General features: G+C 28.3%; 17 protein-coding genes and 1 pseudogene. 4 read left to right on the plus strand and 14 right to left on the minus strand.

Annotation, left to right across the window (positions count from 1 at the left end; translation table 11 throughout):
• Positions 1-37: 37 nt before the first annotated feature.
• Together Tmeso_RS14065 and Tmeso_RS14070 are read right to left on the minus strand one after the other, a co-directional pair.
• On the minus strand, positions 38-880 hold the full coding sequence (locus Tmeso_RS14065; RefSeq protein ID WP_099192311.1) for an ABC transporter permease: 843 nt from the start codon (positions 878-880) through the stop codon (positions 38-40).
• Complete coding sequence (locus tag Tmeso_RS14070) at positions 880-2,076, minus strand: quaternary amine ABC transporter ATP-binding protein (RefSeq protein WP_099192313.1); 1,197 nt, start codon at positions 2,074-2,076, stop codon at positions 880-882. The genes Tmeso_RS14065 and Tmeso_RS14070 overlap by 1 nt, the downstream gene beginning before the upstream one ends.
• Before the next feature lie 515 nt (positions 2,077-2,591).
• Here Tmeso_RS14070 and Tmeso_RS14075 point away from each other — a divergent pair.
• Positions 2,592-3,122, plus strand: coding sequence for a cupin domain-containing protein (locus Tmeso_RS14075; RefSeq protein WP_099192315.1), 531 nt, complete (start codon positions 2,592-2,594; stop codon positions 3,120-3,122).
• 171 nt (positions 3,123-3,293) lie between these two features.
• Here Tmeso_RS14075 and Tmeso_RS14080 read toward each other — a convergent pair whose 3' ends face one another.
• Complete coding sequence (locus Tmeso_RS14080; RefSeq protein ID WP_099192317.1) at positions 3,294-3,929, minus strand: flavodoxin family protein; 636 nt, start codon at positions 3,927-3,929, stop codon at positions 3,294-3,296.
• Between the two features lie 309 nt (positions 3,930-4,238).
• On the opposite strand from Tmeso_RS14080, the gene Tmeso_RS14085 reads away from it, so the two are divergent.
• Positions 4,239-4,574 carry a winged helix-turn-helix transcriptional regulator gene (locus Tmeso_RS14085; RefSeq protein ID WP_099192319.1) on the plus strand — a complete coding sequence of 112 codons (336 nt, stop codon included), beginning with the start codon at positions 4,239-4,241 and terminating at the stop codon, positions 4,572-4,574.
• A gap of 406 nt (positions 4,575-4,980) precedes the next feature.
• On the opposite strand, the gene Tmeso_RS14090 is transcribed toward Tmeso_RS14085, so the two are convergent.
• Positions 4,981-5,316 (minus strand): SH3 domain-containing protein, encoded by a 336-nt coding sequence (locus Tmeso_RS14090; protein WP_099192321.1) that lies wholly within the window; start codon positions 5,314-5,316, stop codon positions 4,981-4,983.
• Positions 5,317-5,342: 26 nt separating this feature from the next.
• Positions 5,343-5,651, minus strand: coding sequence for an SH3 domain-containing protein (locus Tmeso_RS14095; RefSeq protein WP_187296381.1), 309 nt, complete (start codon positions 5,649-5,651; stop codon positions 5,343-5,345).
• 207 nt (positions 5,652-5,858) lie between these two features.
• On the opposite strand from Tmeso_RS14095, the gene Tmeso_RS17095 reads away from it, so the two are divergent.
• Positions 5,859-6,011 carry a site-specific integrase gene (locus tag Tmeso_RS17095; protein WP_330400366.1) on the plus strand — a complete coding sequence of 51 codons (153 nt, stop codon included), beginning with the start codon at positions 5,859-5,861 and terminating at the stop codon, positions 6,009-6,011.
• The gene (locus Tmeso_RS17100; protein WP_408646068.1) at positions 6,001-6,231 is read left to right on the plus strand and encodes a tyrosine-type recombinase/integrase; all 231 of its coding nucleotides are present in this window, start codon (positions 6,001-6,003) and stop codon (positions 6,229-6,231) included. Before Tmeso_RS17095 ends, Tmeso_RS17100 begins: the two co-directional genes overlap by 11 nt.
• A gap of 416 nt (positions 6,232-6,647) precedes the next feature.
• Here the strand turns inward: Tmeso_RS17100 and Tmeso_RS14105 are convergent, their stop codons facing one another.
• From Tmeso_RS14105 to Tmeso_RS14150, 9 genes and pseudogenes are all read right to left on the minus strand, one after another.
• The gene (locus Tmeso_RS14105) at positions 6,648-7,685 is read right to left on the minus strand and encodes a DUF362 domain-containing protein (RefSeq protein WP_099192325.1); all 1,038 of its coding nucleotides are present in this window, start codon (positions 7,683-7,685) and stop codon (positions 6,648-6,650) included.
• Positions 7,686-7,751: 66 nt separating this feature from the next.
• A pseudogene (locus tag Tmeso_RS14110) lies at positions 7,752-7,868 on the minus strand (IS3 family transposase); the annotation flags it as partial.
• Between the two features lie 29 nt (positions 7,869-7,897).
• The gene (locus Tmeso_RS14115; RefSeq protein ID WP_242967939.1) at positions 7,898-8,293 is read right to left on the minus strand and encodes a Fic family protein; all 396 of its coding nucleotides are present in this window, start codon (positions 8,291-8,293) and stop codon (positions 7,898-7,900) included.
• Between the two features lie 691 nt (positions 8,294-8,984).
• Positions 8,985-9,389, minus strand: coding sequence for a GFA family protein (locus Tmeso_RS14120; protein WP_099192327.1), 405 nt, complete (start codon positions 9,387-9,389; stop codon positions 8,985-8,987).
• Between the two features lie 782 nt (positions 9,390-10,171).
• Complete coding sequence (locus Tmeso_RS14125; RefSeq protein ID WP_242967940.1) at positions 10,172-11,134, minus strand: DNA-3-methyladenine glycosylase I; 963 nt, start codon at positions 11,132-11,134, stop codon at positions 10,172-10,174.
• A 731-nt stretch (positions 11,135-11,865) separates the two neighbouring features.
• A complete protein-coding gene (locus Tmeso_RS14130) occupies positions 11,866-12,738 on the minus strand; it encodes a hypothetical protein (RefSeq protein WP_099192331.1) in 873 nt (290 codons plus the stop codon).
• Between the two features lie 5 nt (positions 12,739-12,743).
• A complete protein-coding gene (locus Tmeso_RS14135; RefSeq protein WP_187296382.1) occupies positions 12,744-15,272 on the minus strand; it encodes an N-6 DNA methylase in 2,529 nt (842 codons plus the stop codon).
• 1,007 nt (positions 15,273-16,279) lie between these two features.
• Complete coding sequence (locus Tmeso_RS14140; RefSeq protein ID WP_099192334.1) at positions 16,280-16,504, minus strand: hypothetical protein; 225 nt, start codon at positions 16,502-16,504, stop codon at positions 16,280-16,282.
• A gap of 1,047 nt (positions 16,505-17,551) precedes the next feature.
• Entirely contained in the window at positions 17,552-18,268 is a 717-nt protein-coding gene (locus Tmeso_RS14150; protein ID WP_099192336.1) for a hypothetical protein, read from the minus strand.
• Positions 18,269-19,135: the final 867 nt, after the last annotated feature.

Consider the following 19,135-nt stretch of genomic DNA (forward strand, 5'->3'; position numbering starts at 1 on the left):
TTTTTTTATTAATTTATTTTCCATTTTCATAATCAAATTATGAAATATTTCTTTTACTTTGACCTAATCCTTGTGTAATTCTATCAAGAATAATAGCTAAAATAACAATTCCCAAACCACCAACTAAACCTTTTCCAACGTTAACACTTGAAATTCCTGCAAGTACAAGCGAACCAAGACCAGGTGCTCCAATCATCGAGGCAATAACAGCCATAGATAGTGCTAACATAATTGTTTGATTAATACCAGCCATTATAGTTGGTATTGCTAATGGCAATTGAACTTTAAATAATAACTGCTTTGATGTAGCACCAAAAGCATGTGCTGCTTCTACAACATCAGCTGGTACCTGTTTTATACCAAGATTTGTCATACGCACTGCTGGAGGTGTAGCAAAAATAAAAGTAGATATAACTGCCGGAACACCACCAAGTCCAAATAATAAAATAGCTGGGATTAAATAAACGAAACTTGGTAAAGTTTGCATAAAATCTAAGATTGGTCTAACAATATGATTCATTGTCTTAGATTTAGCACTCATTATACCGATAGGGACCCCAACAACAATAGAAAAAATTGTGGCAACAACAACGACAGCTAGAGTTTGCATAGCATCTTCCCATATATTCACAGATCCTAAATATAAGACTCCAATTAAAGTAAATATTGCAACTCTTTTCCCTGAAAATCTCCAGGCAGCTGCAATTAATACAATAGCCATTATCTCTGGTGGAAGTATTGTAAATATATTGGTTATTAAATCTATAAACCAGCCAATTCCATTACTAATTTGGTCAAAGAAACCTCCTAGATTAGGAATAAGCCAATTATCAACAAACATATTAGTCCATTTTTCTAATGGGAAGTCGAAATAATTCATTATTTATTTTCACCTCCTTGATTTTTTCCTAATACAAGTCCAGATAAAATTGAAACACGAACAATTATACCTAAAAGTTTATCATCTTCGATAACAGCAATTGGATATTGTGTTTCTGCTGCCACACCTAATAATTCATTTAACGGTGTATCTGGTGATGTTTTATGGAAATCATATTGAAGAACATCTTCAATCCATTTATTTTCATTAACTGCTTTTATAGCATCATCAATAGTTAGAATTCCTTTTATTTTTTTCTCCTTATCAACTACAAATATACTAGATAATCCAGTTTCCTCCATCTTACGGATAGCTACTCTCGGACCATCCTTCCACGTTGTGATTATATCAGGTTTTTTCATAACATTAGAAGCTACTAATACTTTAGAACGGTCAACATCCTCGACAAAATTATATACATATTTGTTAGCTGGATTCTCAAGTATCTCTTCTGGCGTCCCAATTTGGACAATATTTCCATTTTTCATAATAGCAATACGATCTCCTAATTTTAATGCTTCATCCAAATCGTGTGTTATGAAAAGAATTGTTTTTTTTAGTTTTCCTTGTAAGTTTATAAGTTCATCTTGCATTTCTTTTCTAATTAGTGGATCAAGAGCACTAAATGCTTCATCCATTAACAATATATCAGTATCATTTGCTAAAGCACGAGCTAAACCAACACGTTGCTGCATACCTCCACTTAATTGATCAGGATATTGATCTTCATATCCTTTAAGTCCGACATCTTCAATTGATTTTCTAGCCTTTTCTTCTCTTTCCGCTTTTGATACTCCTTGAATCTCTAATCCAAATTCAACATTATCAATTATTGTTCTATGAGGAAAAAGTGCAAAATTCTGAAACACCATACCAAGTTTTTTACGTCGTACATTTATTAATTGATCAGCTTTCATTTTTGTTATATTTTCACCATCTATATTTATTTCACCAACTGTTGGTTCTATAAGTCTGTTAACCAAACGAATCAATGTAGATTTTCCACTACCTGACAAACCCATAATAACGAAGAATTCTCCTTCTTTTACTTCAAATGAAGCATTATTAACTCCAACTGTTAAACCGGTTTCTTTTAAAATTTGTTCTTTTCCTTCACCTTTTTCTAATCTTTCTAATGCTCTATTAGGGTTATTCCCAAAAACTTTAACTAAATTTTTTACTTCTATTTTATTCATTTAAATCTCCTTTCTCTGAATTATAAAATCTGTATATTTTAGTCATATTTCGACACTAATTCTATAATTATCATAAAAATCTATATCAAACATCTATATCCCTTATATAATAAATTAACTTATATCATTTTTTAATACGCTTAGATTGAATATACTCAACAATATATTTACTGTTTACAATCATTATAGTTACTCTTCAAAGTATTCCCGAAGGTTCCTTTTTTATTCATTTCACACAATTTACCGAATTCCTTAGCTTTAAATATAAAATCATAAATTATACGTATCTAATAAATTTTCAAAATAACAATTCTATCAAATATAACCTTTCTTTATATAAGGATTTATCAATGATTAATAATCGAAACATACAACTTGTATGTTATCATAGAGTTGTTTCTCTGTAAACCCCTTACCTAGTTTATAAGTACAGATAATATTCCTGTAAATTGAGGTACATTTTATGCTCATATATCATATGATAATTTTATATGTATATAAAAGGAGTGGGTAATATGTATAATTTTTATAAAGCATGTAAATATCCTTATTTTATTAACATACCAATGTATAATCCATATAATTACTACTTTAAAACGCCAATGTATAATTCAAACGTTTCAAAACAATTTACTAAACTGAAGGATTATGGACCAGAACCATTTGTAGTGAATATTGATGAGGCTACTAAACGAAACAATACTTATCGTACAGCTTTATGGACAGGAGATAATTTGCAAGTCACCTTAATGAGCATCAAAGTTGGAGATGACATAGGTTTAGAAGTTCATCCTACAGTCGACCAATTCATACGTATTGAAGAAGGTCAAGGACTTGTTCAAATGGGTGATAGAAAAGATAAGTTGAATTATCAAGAAAAAGTCTATGATGATTTCGCAATCATGGTACCTGCTGGTAAATGGCATAATATAACCAATACCGGTAATAAACCACTTAAATTGTATGCTATATATGCACCACCTGAGCATCCACGTGGTACCGTTCATCAAACAAAAGCAGATGCACAAGCTGCTGAAAAAAAGTAAGGTAATTAATATCGAAGTAGACTATACACAAGTCTAAAAAACAGCTTTCTAGGGTAATATCAAATTCCCATAGAAAGCTGTTTTTTAGACAACATATAAAACTAACCCCTGTGCATTAAATCAACTGTTTCCATATGTGTTTTGATTCAAAGATAATACTATAAATATATTCTATCTGATAAAATTCGTAAATATCTTACTTTCCCTTTGTGGATTTTTTACTGTATTTTTTCCATTTTCAATCAATTGCATAATCCATGCCATATTTTTACCCAGCACTCTCATTATTTGAACACCTTCTTCATCTTGTAATGCTTCTCCAGGATTAGTTCCATGAATAACATTCCAGTAATTCGAAGTAGGCATAATCATTTCTGAATAATTAATGTAATTATTTAGCTGATTAAAGGTAGGAACTCCTCCGGAACGCCTTACAGCAACTACAGATGCTCCTACCTTATGTCTTAACATACCATCATTTACATTTGTAACCACAAAAGCTCTATCTAAAAATGATTTCATAGTTCCACTTATGGCCGAATAATACACAGGAGATCCTAAAATAACTCCATCTGTTTCTTTCATTTTTTGAATCCATCCATTAACTTCATCATCCTTAATTGCACACTTTTCATTTTTGTTTTTAGAACAATATCCGCATGCAATGCATCCTTTAATTGTCTTGTCGCCAACATGAATTATTTCTGTATCTATACCTTCTTTTTTAAGTTCATCTGCAACTATTTTTATCGCATGATAGGTATTTCCTTCTTTTTTTGGACTTCCATTAAAAGCTAAAACTTTCATCTTATTCCCCTTCCTAATTCATTAATTCTTTTATTATATTTTGTAATTTCATTGTAGATTCTAATAATAAAGCTAGAATGATTTTCAATCCTTTCATAATATCCATCCGTCATATTACTATCTTATATTTCAAATCATTGCTATACAATTTGTTTGAAAAAACTGTTTTTATTTTAATAGTTGTCTGTTAAAATAAACTTTTCATTCTTTCACCTCCTTGTATTTCTTATTTACCTATTGTATAATTAAATAACTTTAAAAGTAAGTATGCACTTTTTTGTTAGATACTATCTAAAAGGAGAGTATTAAATGATTAATAATAATGATAATAATATTGTGAACATTAAACCATTTTCATATGCCATGTCATTAATCGAAGGTAAGTGGAAAATGCATATTTTATTTTGGTTATGGAAAACAAAGATACTACGCTATGGAGAGTTAAAAAGAGCTTTAGGAAATATAACTCATAAAATGTTAAGTAATCAGTTAAAAGAATTGGCTGCTGATGGACTAATTATTCGTGAAGAATATCCTCAGGTTCCACCAAAAGTAGAATACTGTTTATCAGAAAAAGGACTATCCCTTATGCCTGTTATGCAAGCTCTTTGTATTTGGGGGCATGAACATATTGATGATAAATAAAATCCATTTATAAACTAAGAATAAAATATATACTAACCCAACTTAAAAAAAGCCTGTCAAAGTGATTCGATATCACATCGGCAAGCTTTTTTGAAATTCCTCTACTCTTATTTCTAGATATAATTCTATCTTTTAATTCACTCATAACTATTCTTAATTATTTTGTTTTGCGCCAGTAATAGTAAATATTAAACCTATCAACATTTTCTGCTTATATGGTTCAAATTTAACCATATCATAGAGGACATAACTTTTGAATATAGTTATACCTTTACTACCTATAGTTTTTTATGTTATCAACTCATTATCCACTTTGTATCATTCATTATTATTTTTAACAATGAAAATTCATAAAAAAAGCACCCTTCGGATGCTTTTAAATCAATTTGTAATTAAGATTAATTTTTTAATAGTTAATCCAAACCCATGTTATTCCACCAACAGTTTCTTCTGAACTTTTTATAACTTTTACTTTATGACCATGATTCAATTTAGCTACAACCTTAGAATTGACAGAAGGCGTTTTTCTAACATTTAAATAACTCCAACTCTCTGTATCATCTAATTGAACTGTTGCTATTGCAATACTACCACCTTCAGATTCATATTTTAAAAAAGATTTAGCTACATAACCACATTTTCCGTTTTCGGGATGAGCATAAGCTTTTTGATCGGATAAACTATATATAGCTGTTAAAGTAAAAAGAGCTATAAGTACACAAGATAAAATTTTGTTTTTCATAAATTAGTCCCCCTTTAATCTATTAATTAGCATACTGAACCAATATAACGTTTAGCTACCCAACCACTTCTACCTTCACCTGCATCTACATAAGTTATTTTACACCAATCTCCTCTAATTTCAGTTACATTAACTATATGACCTCTACTTATTGAATCAATAGCAGTATAGTTTTTTCCAGGACCGCTTCTAACATTTAATTCATCTGCAGTTACTTCACCAATTCCAATATAATCTACAGCATAAACTCTATTAATAGAGTTATCTGTAAAAGGAATACTGTTTACAGATAGAATTGTACCTGCCATTAAAATAGCAGCTATAAATTTTTTCATTTCAAATTCCCCCTTTTTCTTTTGTATTATTTGAATTTTATTGTTCAATAATGTAAATTCTAGCAATAATTCGAAACCCCTCTTCATACAAACACAAAAAATTTTTTTCTCTATTTTCATGTGTTAAATATCTATTTTTATGATATTGTGAAGTTCTTTTGTGTTCTTCTCCATAGTTTAAATATTTATATACTGTTGCTATACTTTATGGATAGACTTCCTTTTAAACGTAACTTCTATGTTCCTTTACAAATTGCTTTTAATACTGGCATGAGAGCTTCAGAAGTATATGGTTTTACTTGGGATTACATAGATATTGAAAAAGGAAAAATTAAAAATGAAGAATTAAATATCTACTAATAGCTTAAAGTATTTGAGTAGAGTTATAAACTATAAGCTTGGTATTAATTTTAATTTCCATTCTTTAAGACATACTTATGCTACTATACTTTTAGAAGCAGGCGCAAATATAAAAGATATTCAAACCAGATTAGATCATAATAAGTTGTCAACAACTATGAACGCTTATTTACATGCTACAAGCAAAATGAATGAAGATAGTTCAATTAGGTTTGAGTAATCTTTAAACTCTAAAGTAAAGTAATTTGCCACCGAGCGAAAATCGACGGTGGCAAATGGGTGGCAAATCATTAAATTTTTAATATAAAAACGGCTCAACGTCAGTTATTTATTTACTATCTTAGCTACAGTTTCAACATTTGTTTTGGAAGTTTATTAATACTAAGACCATAAATATTAAAGCAACCCCACTAAGGCATCCTTTGAATTTAGGGACTCTTGAATGTAAAACTTTAAGTCGAGCATATACTCATGTTCCTGCTATCAGTTGTTTTTTCTATATATAACCATAATATTTAAGTTTTTACTACGCTTTATCATTTGAACTTTCCTGAATTTTTTGTAATTTTAACATCTTATTATATACACAAAATATTTTAGCTACCAGTCTCATCACATATTAGATACTGTGCAATATCACTCCTCATCTTCAATATTGATCTTAACAATTTGATATTCCATTGTTCCCAATCCTATTTTTTCTGCATGTATAAGAGATGGCCTGCCTTTCTCAAAAAGTTTTTCCCCGCTGTCTTTTTGAACTAAGTCTAAACATGCAGTATCCAAGGCAACAGGGTCTTTTCCTGCTAGAATACCGATATTACCTGCAATTGGTTTCATAGTTGCCCCAACGCAGTCGCACTCTTCGGTAATATTATGAACAAAGGTAATATATATAATATCCTTACCTTTTGATGCTCCATAGGCGTACTCAGAAAGTTTCTCAAGAAAATGGGATCCTCCCCAGGTGTTTTCAATTGCACCTTTAGGACAAACAGCGATACATCCCGCACAGCCAATACATTTACTCTCATCAATTACTGCAGTATCTGGAGTTTGGATAGCACTAAAGTTGCATTTATTCACACAAATACCACAGGATATACATTTTTCAGCATCTACTATAGGAGATATACCAGAGTGCTGTTCTAGCTTTCCACCTCTAGCAGCAAAACCCATAGCAAGCTGTTTTAGAGCACCACCAAATCCAGCTGCTATGTGTCCTTTAAAATGACTCATAACAATAAACTGTTTGAATTTCCCATATCCCTTACCTATTTTGCATTTGTTGATGTAGTCTTTATTTATTTCTATTTCGTCATACTCAGTTCCAATGTCTCCGTCAGCTATTATAATCGGAATCTGTGTGAAGCCATGAGCCTTTGCTGTTTCAATATGCAGTTCTGTAGTAGTCCTTGAACCCCTATACAGTACATTGGTTTCGATATAAGATGGAGATACTCCCTTTTCTTTCAGATAATTTATTGTCTCATCATAGCAATTTGAAGGCATAAAGGTTTTATTCCCTTTTTCACCAAAATGAACCTTTATAGGTACTTCTTTTTCAAATCTATGCTCAGCTTCTGATACTACTTTTTTCAAAAGTTCCAAAGCATCTTTTCCAAGCTTATTATAATCTGATTGTGAGTTTTTAATAAAATATACTTTGCTCAAGTTAAAACACCTTCTTTTATAAATTTGCTAACCTAGGTTATAAATATTTTGGATTGTCAACATTTTTTAAGACACTTTTTTGTCGCACATCAACAACCTATATTCTACAGGGCTAAGATAATCTAATGACCTGTGTATTCTATACTTATTATACCAATTTACATAATCAAATAATTCATCTTCTTAAAAATAGTTATAATATAATTGTCTAATTAAGTATAGCCTATCCAAGCACTTATTAAAACATTTACATTTCTATATATCCCTGCATTTTCATTGTTTATACTTTTTAAAATAATATAATGAAGGTTTTTAATAACTGTTTCACTAATGTCTATATCTTTTCTTACTATATCTTCTATATAATCTATTGCTTCTTTATGATTTATAACTTCTAAATGCTCCTTTAGTGTTTTTCCTTTTCCTATTGTGATTCCATCTTCAAGTACAACTTTTGTTTCTGTTATTGTTAATGTATTTCCTTCTATAGCATTAGAGTTATATGTCAATTCTACATCATAATATTTCTTTAAATTATCTATTGTAGTTTTTGAAAAAGGTCTTTTACTATCTAATAGTTGTTTCTTTTTATCTATTTCTTCAAACATAAAGTCCACCTTATTAGTTTTGTTAGTTTAAATATAATTTTATCATATCTATAGTTATTTTACCCTCTATTATTAATCTCAGATATCCAATTTTTTATGATGAGTATGAAATTATATTCCTATTTAAATCTTTGATAAGAATAATTTCTGTTACAAATTTCAAAAAAGTCTACATTTAAAATCTTCAAAAGAAGACTTTTTTATAAAATTAAGTTCTATAATCTATTTTCTTAATTTTGATTTTTCTCATGCTAACCAAAGCCAAAAAATAAATGGTATTAAAATGTTAGGTAATGATTTAAACGTTTTTCTATAAAACTTGTATTACAGCGTTTTAATATCCGTTAAGAAAGTTCGTTGTTTGACCGCTAGGGAGTTTAGAACTTTTAGGATATTCAATAAGATGTAATCCTTAGTTTTATAAAAACGTTAACACATTACCGTTATTTTAATCCCATTTGTTTTGCCAATAGGCACATGATTTTTAATTCATTAATTTCTAACTATCCTAGCCACACACTCGACATGCGGTATCACATCACCCTTATACAATTTAACAAATTCAACGTCTGCAGGCGTAAATACTTATTTCCTATCCCCCATTGAAACTAAAGTGTCAGGTTCTATTGATGATTTCTTATCAATTGTTATCAAAATGCAAAACGCTTATGAGGAATAACGATTCTTATTTTCATTTATTTGGTAGTTCTTCAAACTTTGGTACTTTCTCAAGCTCAGTATCCCAATTTGCTTTGTTTGCATAATAGATATGTCCTTGCGGCTTTATGTTTATATCACTGTCAATACTTCCTGCAGGAACGACCAGTAATTTCCCATCCATTTGTATATTTGGCAAAGCCGATCCACAAGTAATACAAAAACTTTTTATGTGCCCTTCTGAACGAAAATTAAAGGTTTTAGATTTTTCTTGACCAGACAGCCACCTTAGCTTGGCCGTAGAAGAAAATAGATTAGCTGCATGCACTGAACCTGTATCTTTGCGACATCGCTCACAATGGCAAAGATAAAAATTTTCAAAATCTCCTTCTATTTCGTAAGTAACTTCACCACAAAGGCATGATCCTAAATATTTCATAATCAACTCCCCCTTCTTAATAACTTTATTGCTTCATTAAAAAAACTACACTGTTACTTTATATTACCTCATTTTCAACATTTTAATATAGCATTCAACTTACTACACAATCTATCCATCAATAACTTATCTTTTGTTAAATCGTCCAACCATTTTCGCAAAACGCACTTTGAATAGGTTATCTGAAAGTACTATTTCTGTTTCCACAGACTAGAAACACACGAGAATATCTGATTGAGTATGGGCTGAAACCCTTGATACTATACACTATTTTCTTGTCAGCAGACAGACCGTCTCGACATGCATAGTATGTATTTTTGTTAAATTTAATTAAAATTAATTGTATCTAAATATAACTTAAAAACAGCTTAAAGCATTGAAATAACTTAAACTTATTAATTGTAAATACCTAAAAATATTTTATAAAAATTTACTGTATTTTCGCCAATGTTGGCAATGCGTTGGCAAGATGTTGGCAAATCAATAGCAATGAACCCCTTATAAATCAAAGGCTGTGGCTTTTGCCATGGCTTTTGGTTTATAATTTAGATTTTCTAATCATATTTAAATGTATAAACTCCATAAATGGCAATAATTAATATAGTTTCCATGCGAGGCATTTAAATAAATTTAATATTTTACGATAATTTAATTTATTTAAAAATATTTTGTAATTCAACATAATCTTTGAATCTTCCTAGTGTAATAATCTCTGATCCTTAATTAAACAACTTAATAGAAATACAACTTGATTCTGTATATATATTCATAATCTATATATACTAAAAGCCTCTATTTATTACTTGATTAGCATAATTGCAGTAAACATTAGCTCCACATTTGTAACACTTGGGATTCTTTTCGGAGCAAATACACTCTAACTTTGCCAAATTTAGTTGACCATAGGATACGAAGATAATATCAATATATCTAATCGGTAAATTTAAGATTAGGCTAAAAGATCTTCCTACTTTTACTGCACCAAACAAATCCGTCTCATTATCCAGTAAACCTAAACGATAAAATATTCTTAAAATTACCCTATCTGGTTTTAGTACATTTAATCCAATATCAGTCATGACATGATACGATGTAGTATCTCCTATAAAACTAAAATCCTTTTCTAATCTATTCTTTAATCGAAGTAAGCATTCATCACTTAAGTTTGGATTAAAAGAGTTAATATAATTTTGAACAGAACCATATTTATTAATAATTTGTTCAAGTTTTACTGCATTTTTAATACAAGCATCTATTTTATTTCTATTTCGAATCATATTGCTATCATTCTTAATTATGTCAACTTGTTCTTTATTATATTTTAGAACTTTTTTATAATCATCAAAGTAGGAATGAATCACACGTAAATATTTTTCCACTGTTGAAGCTTTAAACCCTGAATAAAAAACAACATCTACAAGTATCTTATAAAAATCATTATTGCTGAAAACTTTATTTTCATAATTCTTAAAACAATCAAAGTCCTCATCAAATTCTTCTTTCGTATATTGGCTATTTGATTGTAGTGTAATGTATATCCCATGAAAAATATTTTTCAATTTTATGCCATCGACATCAGCTTTAATTTCATTTGTAACTTTTGCACCACAATACTTACAAAATTTACTATCCTCATCAATTTTCTGTGTACATGATTTACAATACAAAATCGCACCTCCTCGCAAAATTTTTAATCTAATATCTAACCCCTTATTATCTAACAGGTTTTCTGATACTTTTTTCAAAGAAGCACAACAGTTTCCATGTGAGGCGTTTCTAAAAAAGTAGTATTTTATAGTAATTAAATGTATTTTAAAGCATTCTATACTAGCCTGTATACATTGGTATATCCAATACTCAATCTTTTTCTATATCTTACCACATTTTACTGAATTACATTGTATTTTCATGATGGGTGGCAAATGGATGGAAAATTTCCTTTTTGCCACCCTTATTATTTTTTTAATATTTATCATTTTTAAAAAACTAAAGATTCTATTCTTTAATGCTATGACTCATTTCCAACTAAGTTCTAATTCATAAGTCTTAACACTACATCCAATAAAACAATTTCTAAAATCAACTTCTTAATCTTATAATTTTTTCTTTAGTATTTTTTTGTTTTTTTCTATTTAACTTGTTTTCTAAATCTTTATATATTGTTTTCAAGCTTTTTTTCATATTTTTTAAATTCTATATTTTAATCTACTCATAAAATCATATTTCTTGATAAATTGATCTATGAAATTTCATACCATAAGTTTTTATTAAAAATATTCTTAAGTTGTAGCTGCCAAAAAATTATTTTTGTATTGCCATGGCATATATAATAATAAAAGTACTAATTACTTAATGTACGTTATAAAAAAAGCCCCTAAAAGAAAAGGTATCTCATGATTACTCATAAGATACCTTTTCTTTTTTCTGCAAAGATTACAGTTCTATAACAAACACTAATAAATGCATTATTTATTTCTTAAATAACAGTTTTAAACCATCTAATAAACTCAAATAAGGAGTACAATGCATTTTTGACTGTGTATGATGATGGTTTTAAATTTGTATTATTAGTAGAACCAGTTGTATGAACGCCAAAATCACAACTAATAGAATACGTGGTAATTGCAACTTCACTTATAAATTTAGGATATTCATATCCAGAATTCATAGCATTACTAAGAATATGATCATGTGATTTTCTAAATGAAATCTCTCTATTTCGATTAAATGCTTTATTATCTGGTAAAAGTGTTTTATTCACCTGATTTATCTTAGCAATAATATCTTCTTGAATATCCCTAATTCTACCAAGTGAATTTTTCATTATTGCACTATCATTCGAATCAATATTTTTTATTATTTCAATTAGTTCTCCTTTTCTGGAAATGTTCAATAACCCTCGTTCAAACACTTCAAAAACATCCTCATATTGTTTTGAAATTACTATTTCATCTAATTTTTCATGTACTTCTTTTATATAATTAAACATCTCTTTTTCAGAAGTATTGCCTTTCCTATATACCCTTTCATTATTTCTAAATTTTTGCATATAGTTAAACCCATCTACATCACCAGTTAAGATAACTCTTGGTTTAGTATAATACTCTTTATCCAGGTAGGTAATGGCTTGTGCTAAAAATCCTTCATCATCAAATTTATCTTCAGGCGTTAACATACCTTTAATATCTAATATTATTACCGATATACCACTAATAACTTTAGGTAGAAATTGCTTCATTTCAACCAAAGTTTTGACGTGGAAAATATTAATATTTTCTAAAGCTGCATTTCCCTTTAATGACTGTGCATAATCCTCATCATCATCAACTAATAAAACATCTATAAACATATATATCACCCCTTAATTCTAAAAGTAAAAATAAATTTTGTACCAGAATCTGAATTAATAATATCAAAAGTACCACGGTGTGACAGTACAACCCTATTTAAGTATGCACCACCTAATCCACTTCCGTTACTATCGTTGCTTTTTCTTCCAGCTAATATAAAATCTTCTTTTTCCATCTCAAACTTTGTACCATTATTAGAATACTCTATAATAACTTTACCCTTTCGCTTTTTTATATTGAACATTATAAAGTAATTATTTATTTCGCTATTACTAAATTTAGAAAAAGCATGTTCTTCAGCATTATCTATTAATAAATGAATCATCGCTATAAAACTTTGGCTATTTATATTTAAAACTGGATCGTCTCCTTTAATAATAAAGTCATAATTCACTGGCTTACTTAAATCTCTATCTTGTTTTATCCCTTCTATCAGTTCTTTTACATTTACTTCTTCATAATCCTCTGATTCCAAATCTAAATTAACTGTTTTTTGCGTATCCTTAAAAGTCCTCTCTATCAAATCTAGTCTGTCTTGAGTTCTCTGAAGGACTTCTTTAACTGAAACTAGTTCCCTCTTATTTGTCAGACCATTTCGTACTTCTGGAGAAGAATTATGTTTTTCGATTTCTTCTTTACCATATATAAAATCTATTAAATTGTGTTCTTCTAATACTTTAGTAACAACCTGAATATCGTGTCCAATTACGGAAATATGTTTGCTTACGTTGTGTATGAGCATATTTACCACTTTATTCTCTGCTTTAATTTTTTCAACCTCTGCTTTAATTGATACTTCCTCATAAAGTTTTCTATACTTTTCTAGTTCCTTTAAAGGTTCTTCTTGATCTTTGACAAGCTGAAGCTGTTTTTCATACTCAGGTTTAGTAATAACTACACTTAACAAATCTCCATATGTAATTCTTTTTATGATTGTCCCTCTTTTATATCCATCAATCTGTCTTAAAACTCTAGGGTTATATAATTGGTAATATAAGTATTCAATATCAACGGAGTCTTCAATATCCTCTCTTGGTATTAATGCTAAGCAATTACTTGCTAATACAATCTCTTTAACATTAGATCTTTGTGGATCAAAAATTGTAGGTTTTAAGTCTTTTCCTTGTAGTGCTACTATTATGGCTTTCTTAGTTATTATTTTTGTTTGTTCATAATCCTGGATATGTTCATAATCATCTATATTTTTAAAATCCATAAATACATCTTTTGAATCTCTATTTAAATTGCTTTGTTTAATATAAGGTATACCTAGTAAATCAGATTTAACTGGTTTTCTCATCATAGGTTTAACTACATGAACTATAGAATGTAATGTAACTCCTATCTTTTGAACTAACGTCAATTGTACTTCATCATATATTGAATCATAGTGTGAGAAATTTAAATTATAATCCCTACTAGCAATAGTATCTATTGAGATAACCCTACTAATATCTGTTTCTACATATTTTTTATATGTTTTTATTACTTCTTCAAGATTATCATCTTGTACATTCAATAAATAAATTTTATTCTTTTTATAATATTCCTTTTTATTATTTATAACAATAATTGAAGGCTTTACACTACTCTTATAAATACTATAGTCAGAAAATTCAATGATAGCCTCAATCAAATCATCGTTAACAATATTCTTACGGATTTCCTTATCTTTACCTCCACTATATAACATATTATTTGGAACCACTATATACGCTTGTCCATTATGATTAAGCATCTCGATTATATTTAAAACAATCAAAAAATTCATGTTCTTTAAGTATCCAATGCCATAATTTCTATTATAATAGTTAGGATAATAATCTGCCCCATATAGTTTATGAGCTTTCAAATTGTACGGTATATGTGTAATGATTTTATCAAAACTTCCATGATATTCTTCAAATTGGTAATTTGGCCTATCAATTGAATCACCTAAATATAATTCTAAGTTTTTTTTCTCTAATAATTCAAATAGCATGTTACAAATATCGAGTAGCTCTGGATTTATATCTTGTCCAATTATATGTGTATTAGAATAATCCAAATTAGATACTATTTCAAATAGTAGACCCCCTGTGCCTATAAATGGATCTAATATTTTATCATCATATTTTAAGTTAGTAATACCTGAAATTATTTTTGAAACATTTTCATCAGTATTATAATCTAAATAATTACTACGTCTTTTAAAATTAAAAATTTTTTGTACTACTCTATAAAAAAATTCAGCAATAATTCTTGGATGATCATATTCTACTTCAAATGGAACAGACTCTAAAAATCTAATTATCTCTAAAATTATATGCTCTGTTTGAGGTTTAAAATTAAAACGTGATCTATTAAGTTGAAAATAAGGATATGTTTCACCATAACCTAATTCTCTATAATAATGATTAATATCATCTATCATATGATTTAATATTCCTGATCTTCCTCTTTCAAAGTAAATATTTTTAGTATTTTCTTCAATTTTACTCCATAATTTATTATACATACTACTATTAATAGCCTTCAATCTTGTAAAAATCATTTTAAGTACAAGATTAATTCCTTCGAGGTCACTACTAAGATAATGGTCAGCCCTTATGATTTCAAATATATAATCAAACTCCCGCTGCAATTCCCGTAATCTATTATAAACGTATGTATCTTTGTTCATAATACTTTTCACCCCTTTTCCATATTGATTAATCTATATATAATAGTTTCATTGAATTTTCATACATAACTTTATCCATTTCCCTATTATGTATTTCATTTTACATTTTTTTATTTTAGTTTAATTTTCTCCAAATCCATTTATTTTTCTTAAATTTAAATATCTTCTATAATTAATTACCTATGATTCTTCTCTCTACGTACATATTACAACTTACTATGATTAATTTTATACCACAGCATATTATGCATTACACTTTGTAATAATCTTATTAATACTCTAATATCATAATCTTTATTATTAATTGCAAATTCAATACGACTAACACACTTTTTAGATACTAATTCTATAATCTCACTACATTACTTAATTGCCTCATCAGTTTAAACTATTTAATCTCTATACAAAGATAGTCATTTATAGCTATTTGTTTTTTACCTAATTTTAGAAAGTGTTGTACTGGTATTTTTAAATCCTTTAACTTATACTAAATTGAAATTTTAAACATCACTAAGATTTATAGCTTTCTTGCTATATTTTCTTATATTCTACCATAAAATTATATTTTTGTTTATATTTGTGTATAATTTTGTAAATATGTATCAATTCTTCAAGAATATAAACTTCAATATAAACACAGAAACTGTTTTAAAATAAATATTCTTAGTCGCTAATGCACCTATATCTTTTTATATTGATTTCATTAATTAACTTACTATTTCAACCGGGCTAATATTAGGCATCTCCTAGCCTTTGGCTACTCACCCTAAAATTAGCCTAGTCTGTGCTTTATGAAAATATACTGCTATATATCCAGGCTAGTATTAAGCCTTTCCTAACCTTCCCTTACTCACCTTAAAACTAGCCTAATTTCGTCATTATATGAAATTTTCATTGCACCTATATTTTTGTATGTTTTCTTTTTCTAATATTTCTATTATTTTTTGAAAGTCTGATAGTCTTATATCTTTTATTGAGTTATACCTAATTGGCTCTATTACTTTATATAGCTTTTGGTGTGCGTTGTTTCCTGCCATGGCAAATAATATTTTTAGATTTATCCATAAGCTTAATCTTGTAATAAGTTTATATATTAATCTCATCTACTATATATTTTTAAAAAATATATTAATACTTTTTCAAAGTCAGATATAAATTTATAAAACATAAAATCATAAACATTAATATATTGATTAAATTTATATTTGTATCATATGTATGAAATAATTCAAATCCTACAAACGCTAAACATGAATTAAAAAAGCTAAGCACCAGTATAAAATCTCTTTTATTTATGTTTATATTATCTACTTTGATTGATATAAATTTAATATTTTTAAAATAACTTGCTAAATATTTTAAGAAAACTCTAAAGGATATTATGAATACAAAAATAAAAATAAATTTACAAAGAATTATTAATAATAACATCTTTCTCACCCCACAATAATTTTAGTATAAATAAAATCAATTATATTACATATATATCTTTAAAATTCTTAACTTGTTTTATTGTTTTCATGTTAAAAATTGTAAACTACCTATATGAATTATATTCCCTTTTATTAGATCCGTAAAAGCTAAAAAATATTTTGTATTCTGCTATTAAAACTTTCTTCTCTACTCAGGCTAATATAAGCTATGTTCATATCTTCACATAGCTCAAATTAGCCTAGTATATCCTAGATTTAAAGTATGCTGTAATAAACATGGCCAGTATAAAGCCTTTCCTAACCTTCGGTTACTCAGCTTAACACTGGCCTAATATCATCCTTATATAAAGTCTGTATATTTCCATAGTAATCTTCATTATTGATATAGCTCTCGCTTTTATCGACCTGCTACCGCAGGTCAAATTTAATTTTACTCTACATAAAGTTTTTTAATATCCCTCGCACCCTAGTCTCCTCTTCCTTTACTACGATTATTCAAACAAATTTTTAACTCTAGGGATAAATGATAGGGTCAAAATTTCTTTGCATAATCTCCGCTTCGTCAGAGAAAATCACTAATACGAGGGGTATTCTCAAAGTGTAGCCTTTAGGCTGTGCTTTTTAGTTTATATGGACTTATCTGTGGCGATTTTAGATCTGATTGGTGGCAACTTGTCGCTTGTATATGAACATAATTATAGCCTAGAGAGATATTCTCTAGGCTTTATATATTTGAAGTGCTGCTGCACTAGCTTCTTTAATATTTTGATTCTTAGTATTTTTATATAGATATTCAATATATTGTTTATCCTTAATAATGTCTTTTAAGTTTTTCCCTTTGTATTTTCCAAAAGGAATGATTATATTAGGTACTTGATTTATTAGGTCATGATTTTGATTTATATTCTCTTTTTCTAGTATATCAATTATTCTTTTAAAGTCTGATATTCTTATGTCTTTTACTGAGCTATAGCCTATATCTTCTATTACCTCATGTATCTTTTCATATGATGCTATTGCAAAGAGTTTCTTTTGTTGATTTCTATTGATAACACTGTCTTTTATCTCAACTACGTTATTACCTTTAGCTATTGCTATTTCATTGTTATTTTCGCCAGTTGTTTTTTCTTTAAATCCTTTAGGATTTGAGTTCGTTTTTGTATATGAGAATATCATATTTTGCATATACTGATATGCTTTATCTTGTGCCAGTTTTATGTTTTGACCTTTTCCTATGGCTCTAGTCTTTATTATTTCATCTGTTGTAATGTCCATTATTACATATTCAACATCTATAGTTTTAGGGTCTATAACCTTTATGTCAGATTGAGTTATGAAAAGGTTACAATCAAGAAGTACTTGCTTAAAGTCTATCCCCTCAGTTCCTTTTTGTCTAAGTATTGTATTCATCTTATTTATCTTTTTAAGTAACATAATGTCAAACCTCCATTTATTTAACTTATTAGTATTACCTCTTTGTATTATTATTATTTGTAATTCAGGCTGATATTATGTGTTGTAATTCTTTCCAATCATTGATATCACTAGGGTTGTTTAAGTTCTCATTTCCATAAATTTCATAAAAAACATTTAGAATCATACAAAATATTATTTGTTAATCCATGGCCAAAAATGTATATGAGGTTTAAAATTCATCTACAATACAACTAGCATATTATTAATCTTTTTAAACGACTCCCGTATTAGCTGCTCTTGTCAGTTAATACAAATCTATGCGAAAAATTTTGGTTTTTAAGTTTTTTGAATAGGTTTGTATTGATGATGAATTATAAGATACAGGGGTGTTTGTTTTTGACCCCGAAGTTAAAAAGACGATGGCGACCCCATGGCATGACTTTCAGAGGATAGCCATGGTCTTTTGGACCCTAGTTCTTGTTTTAATAAAAATCAAAAGACCAAGTATGCTGGTTTTGCATTCTTAGTCTTATCCTGTTTTTGAGTTGGTTTCTAGTTAAAGGTGAGCCATGGCATTCTCAAAATAAAAGAATGTTTATACTATAGTTTTTGTTTTTTTATATCAAATGAACTTGCTAAATAATCATGCACTGCTTTATTTTCTTTATTAAACAAAATCATCAATATATCTATTTAAATAAAAGTGCTCCTATTTGTAAGCATAAAGCCTATGTTATACCTCTATGTAATTCTATATAACTCAACTTTCGCACTACAAAAAAGCTAGTTTATCCTTGATAAAACTAGGTAGTGTAGATATAAAATAGTCTAAAAAGTCGTTAATTTGAGTTTTTGTAAGCGTTAGCTTTTCAGATAGTGCACATT

Source organism: Tepidibacter mesophilus (genome assembly GCF_002724055.1).
GTDB lineage: Bacteria > Bacillota > Clostridia > Peptostreptococcales > Peptostreptococcaceae > Tepidibacter_A > Tepidibacter_A mesophilus.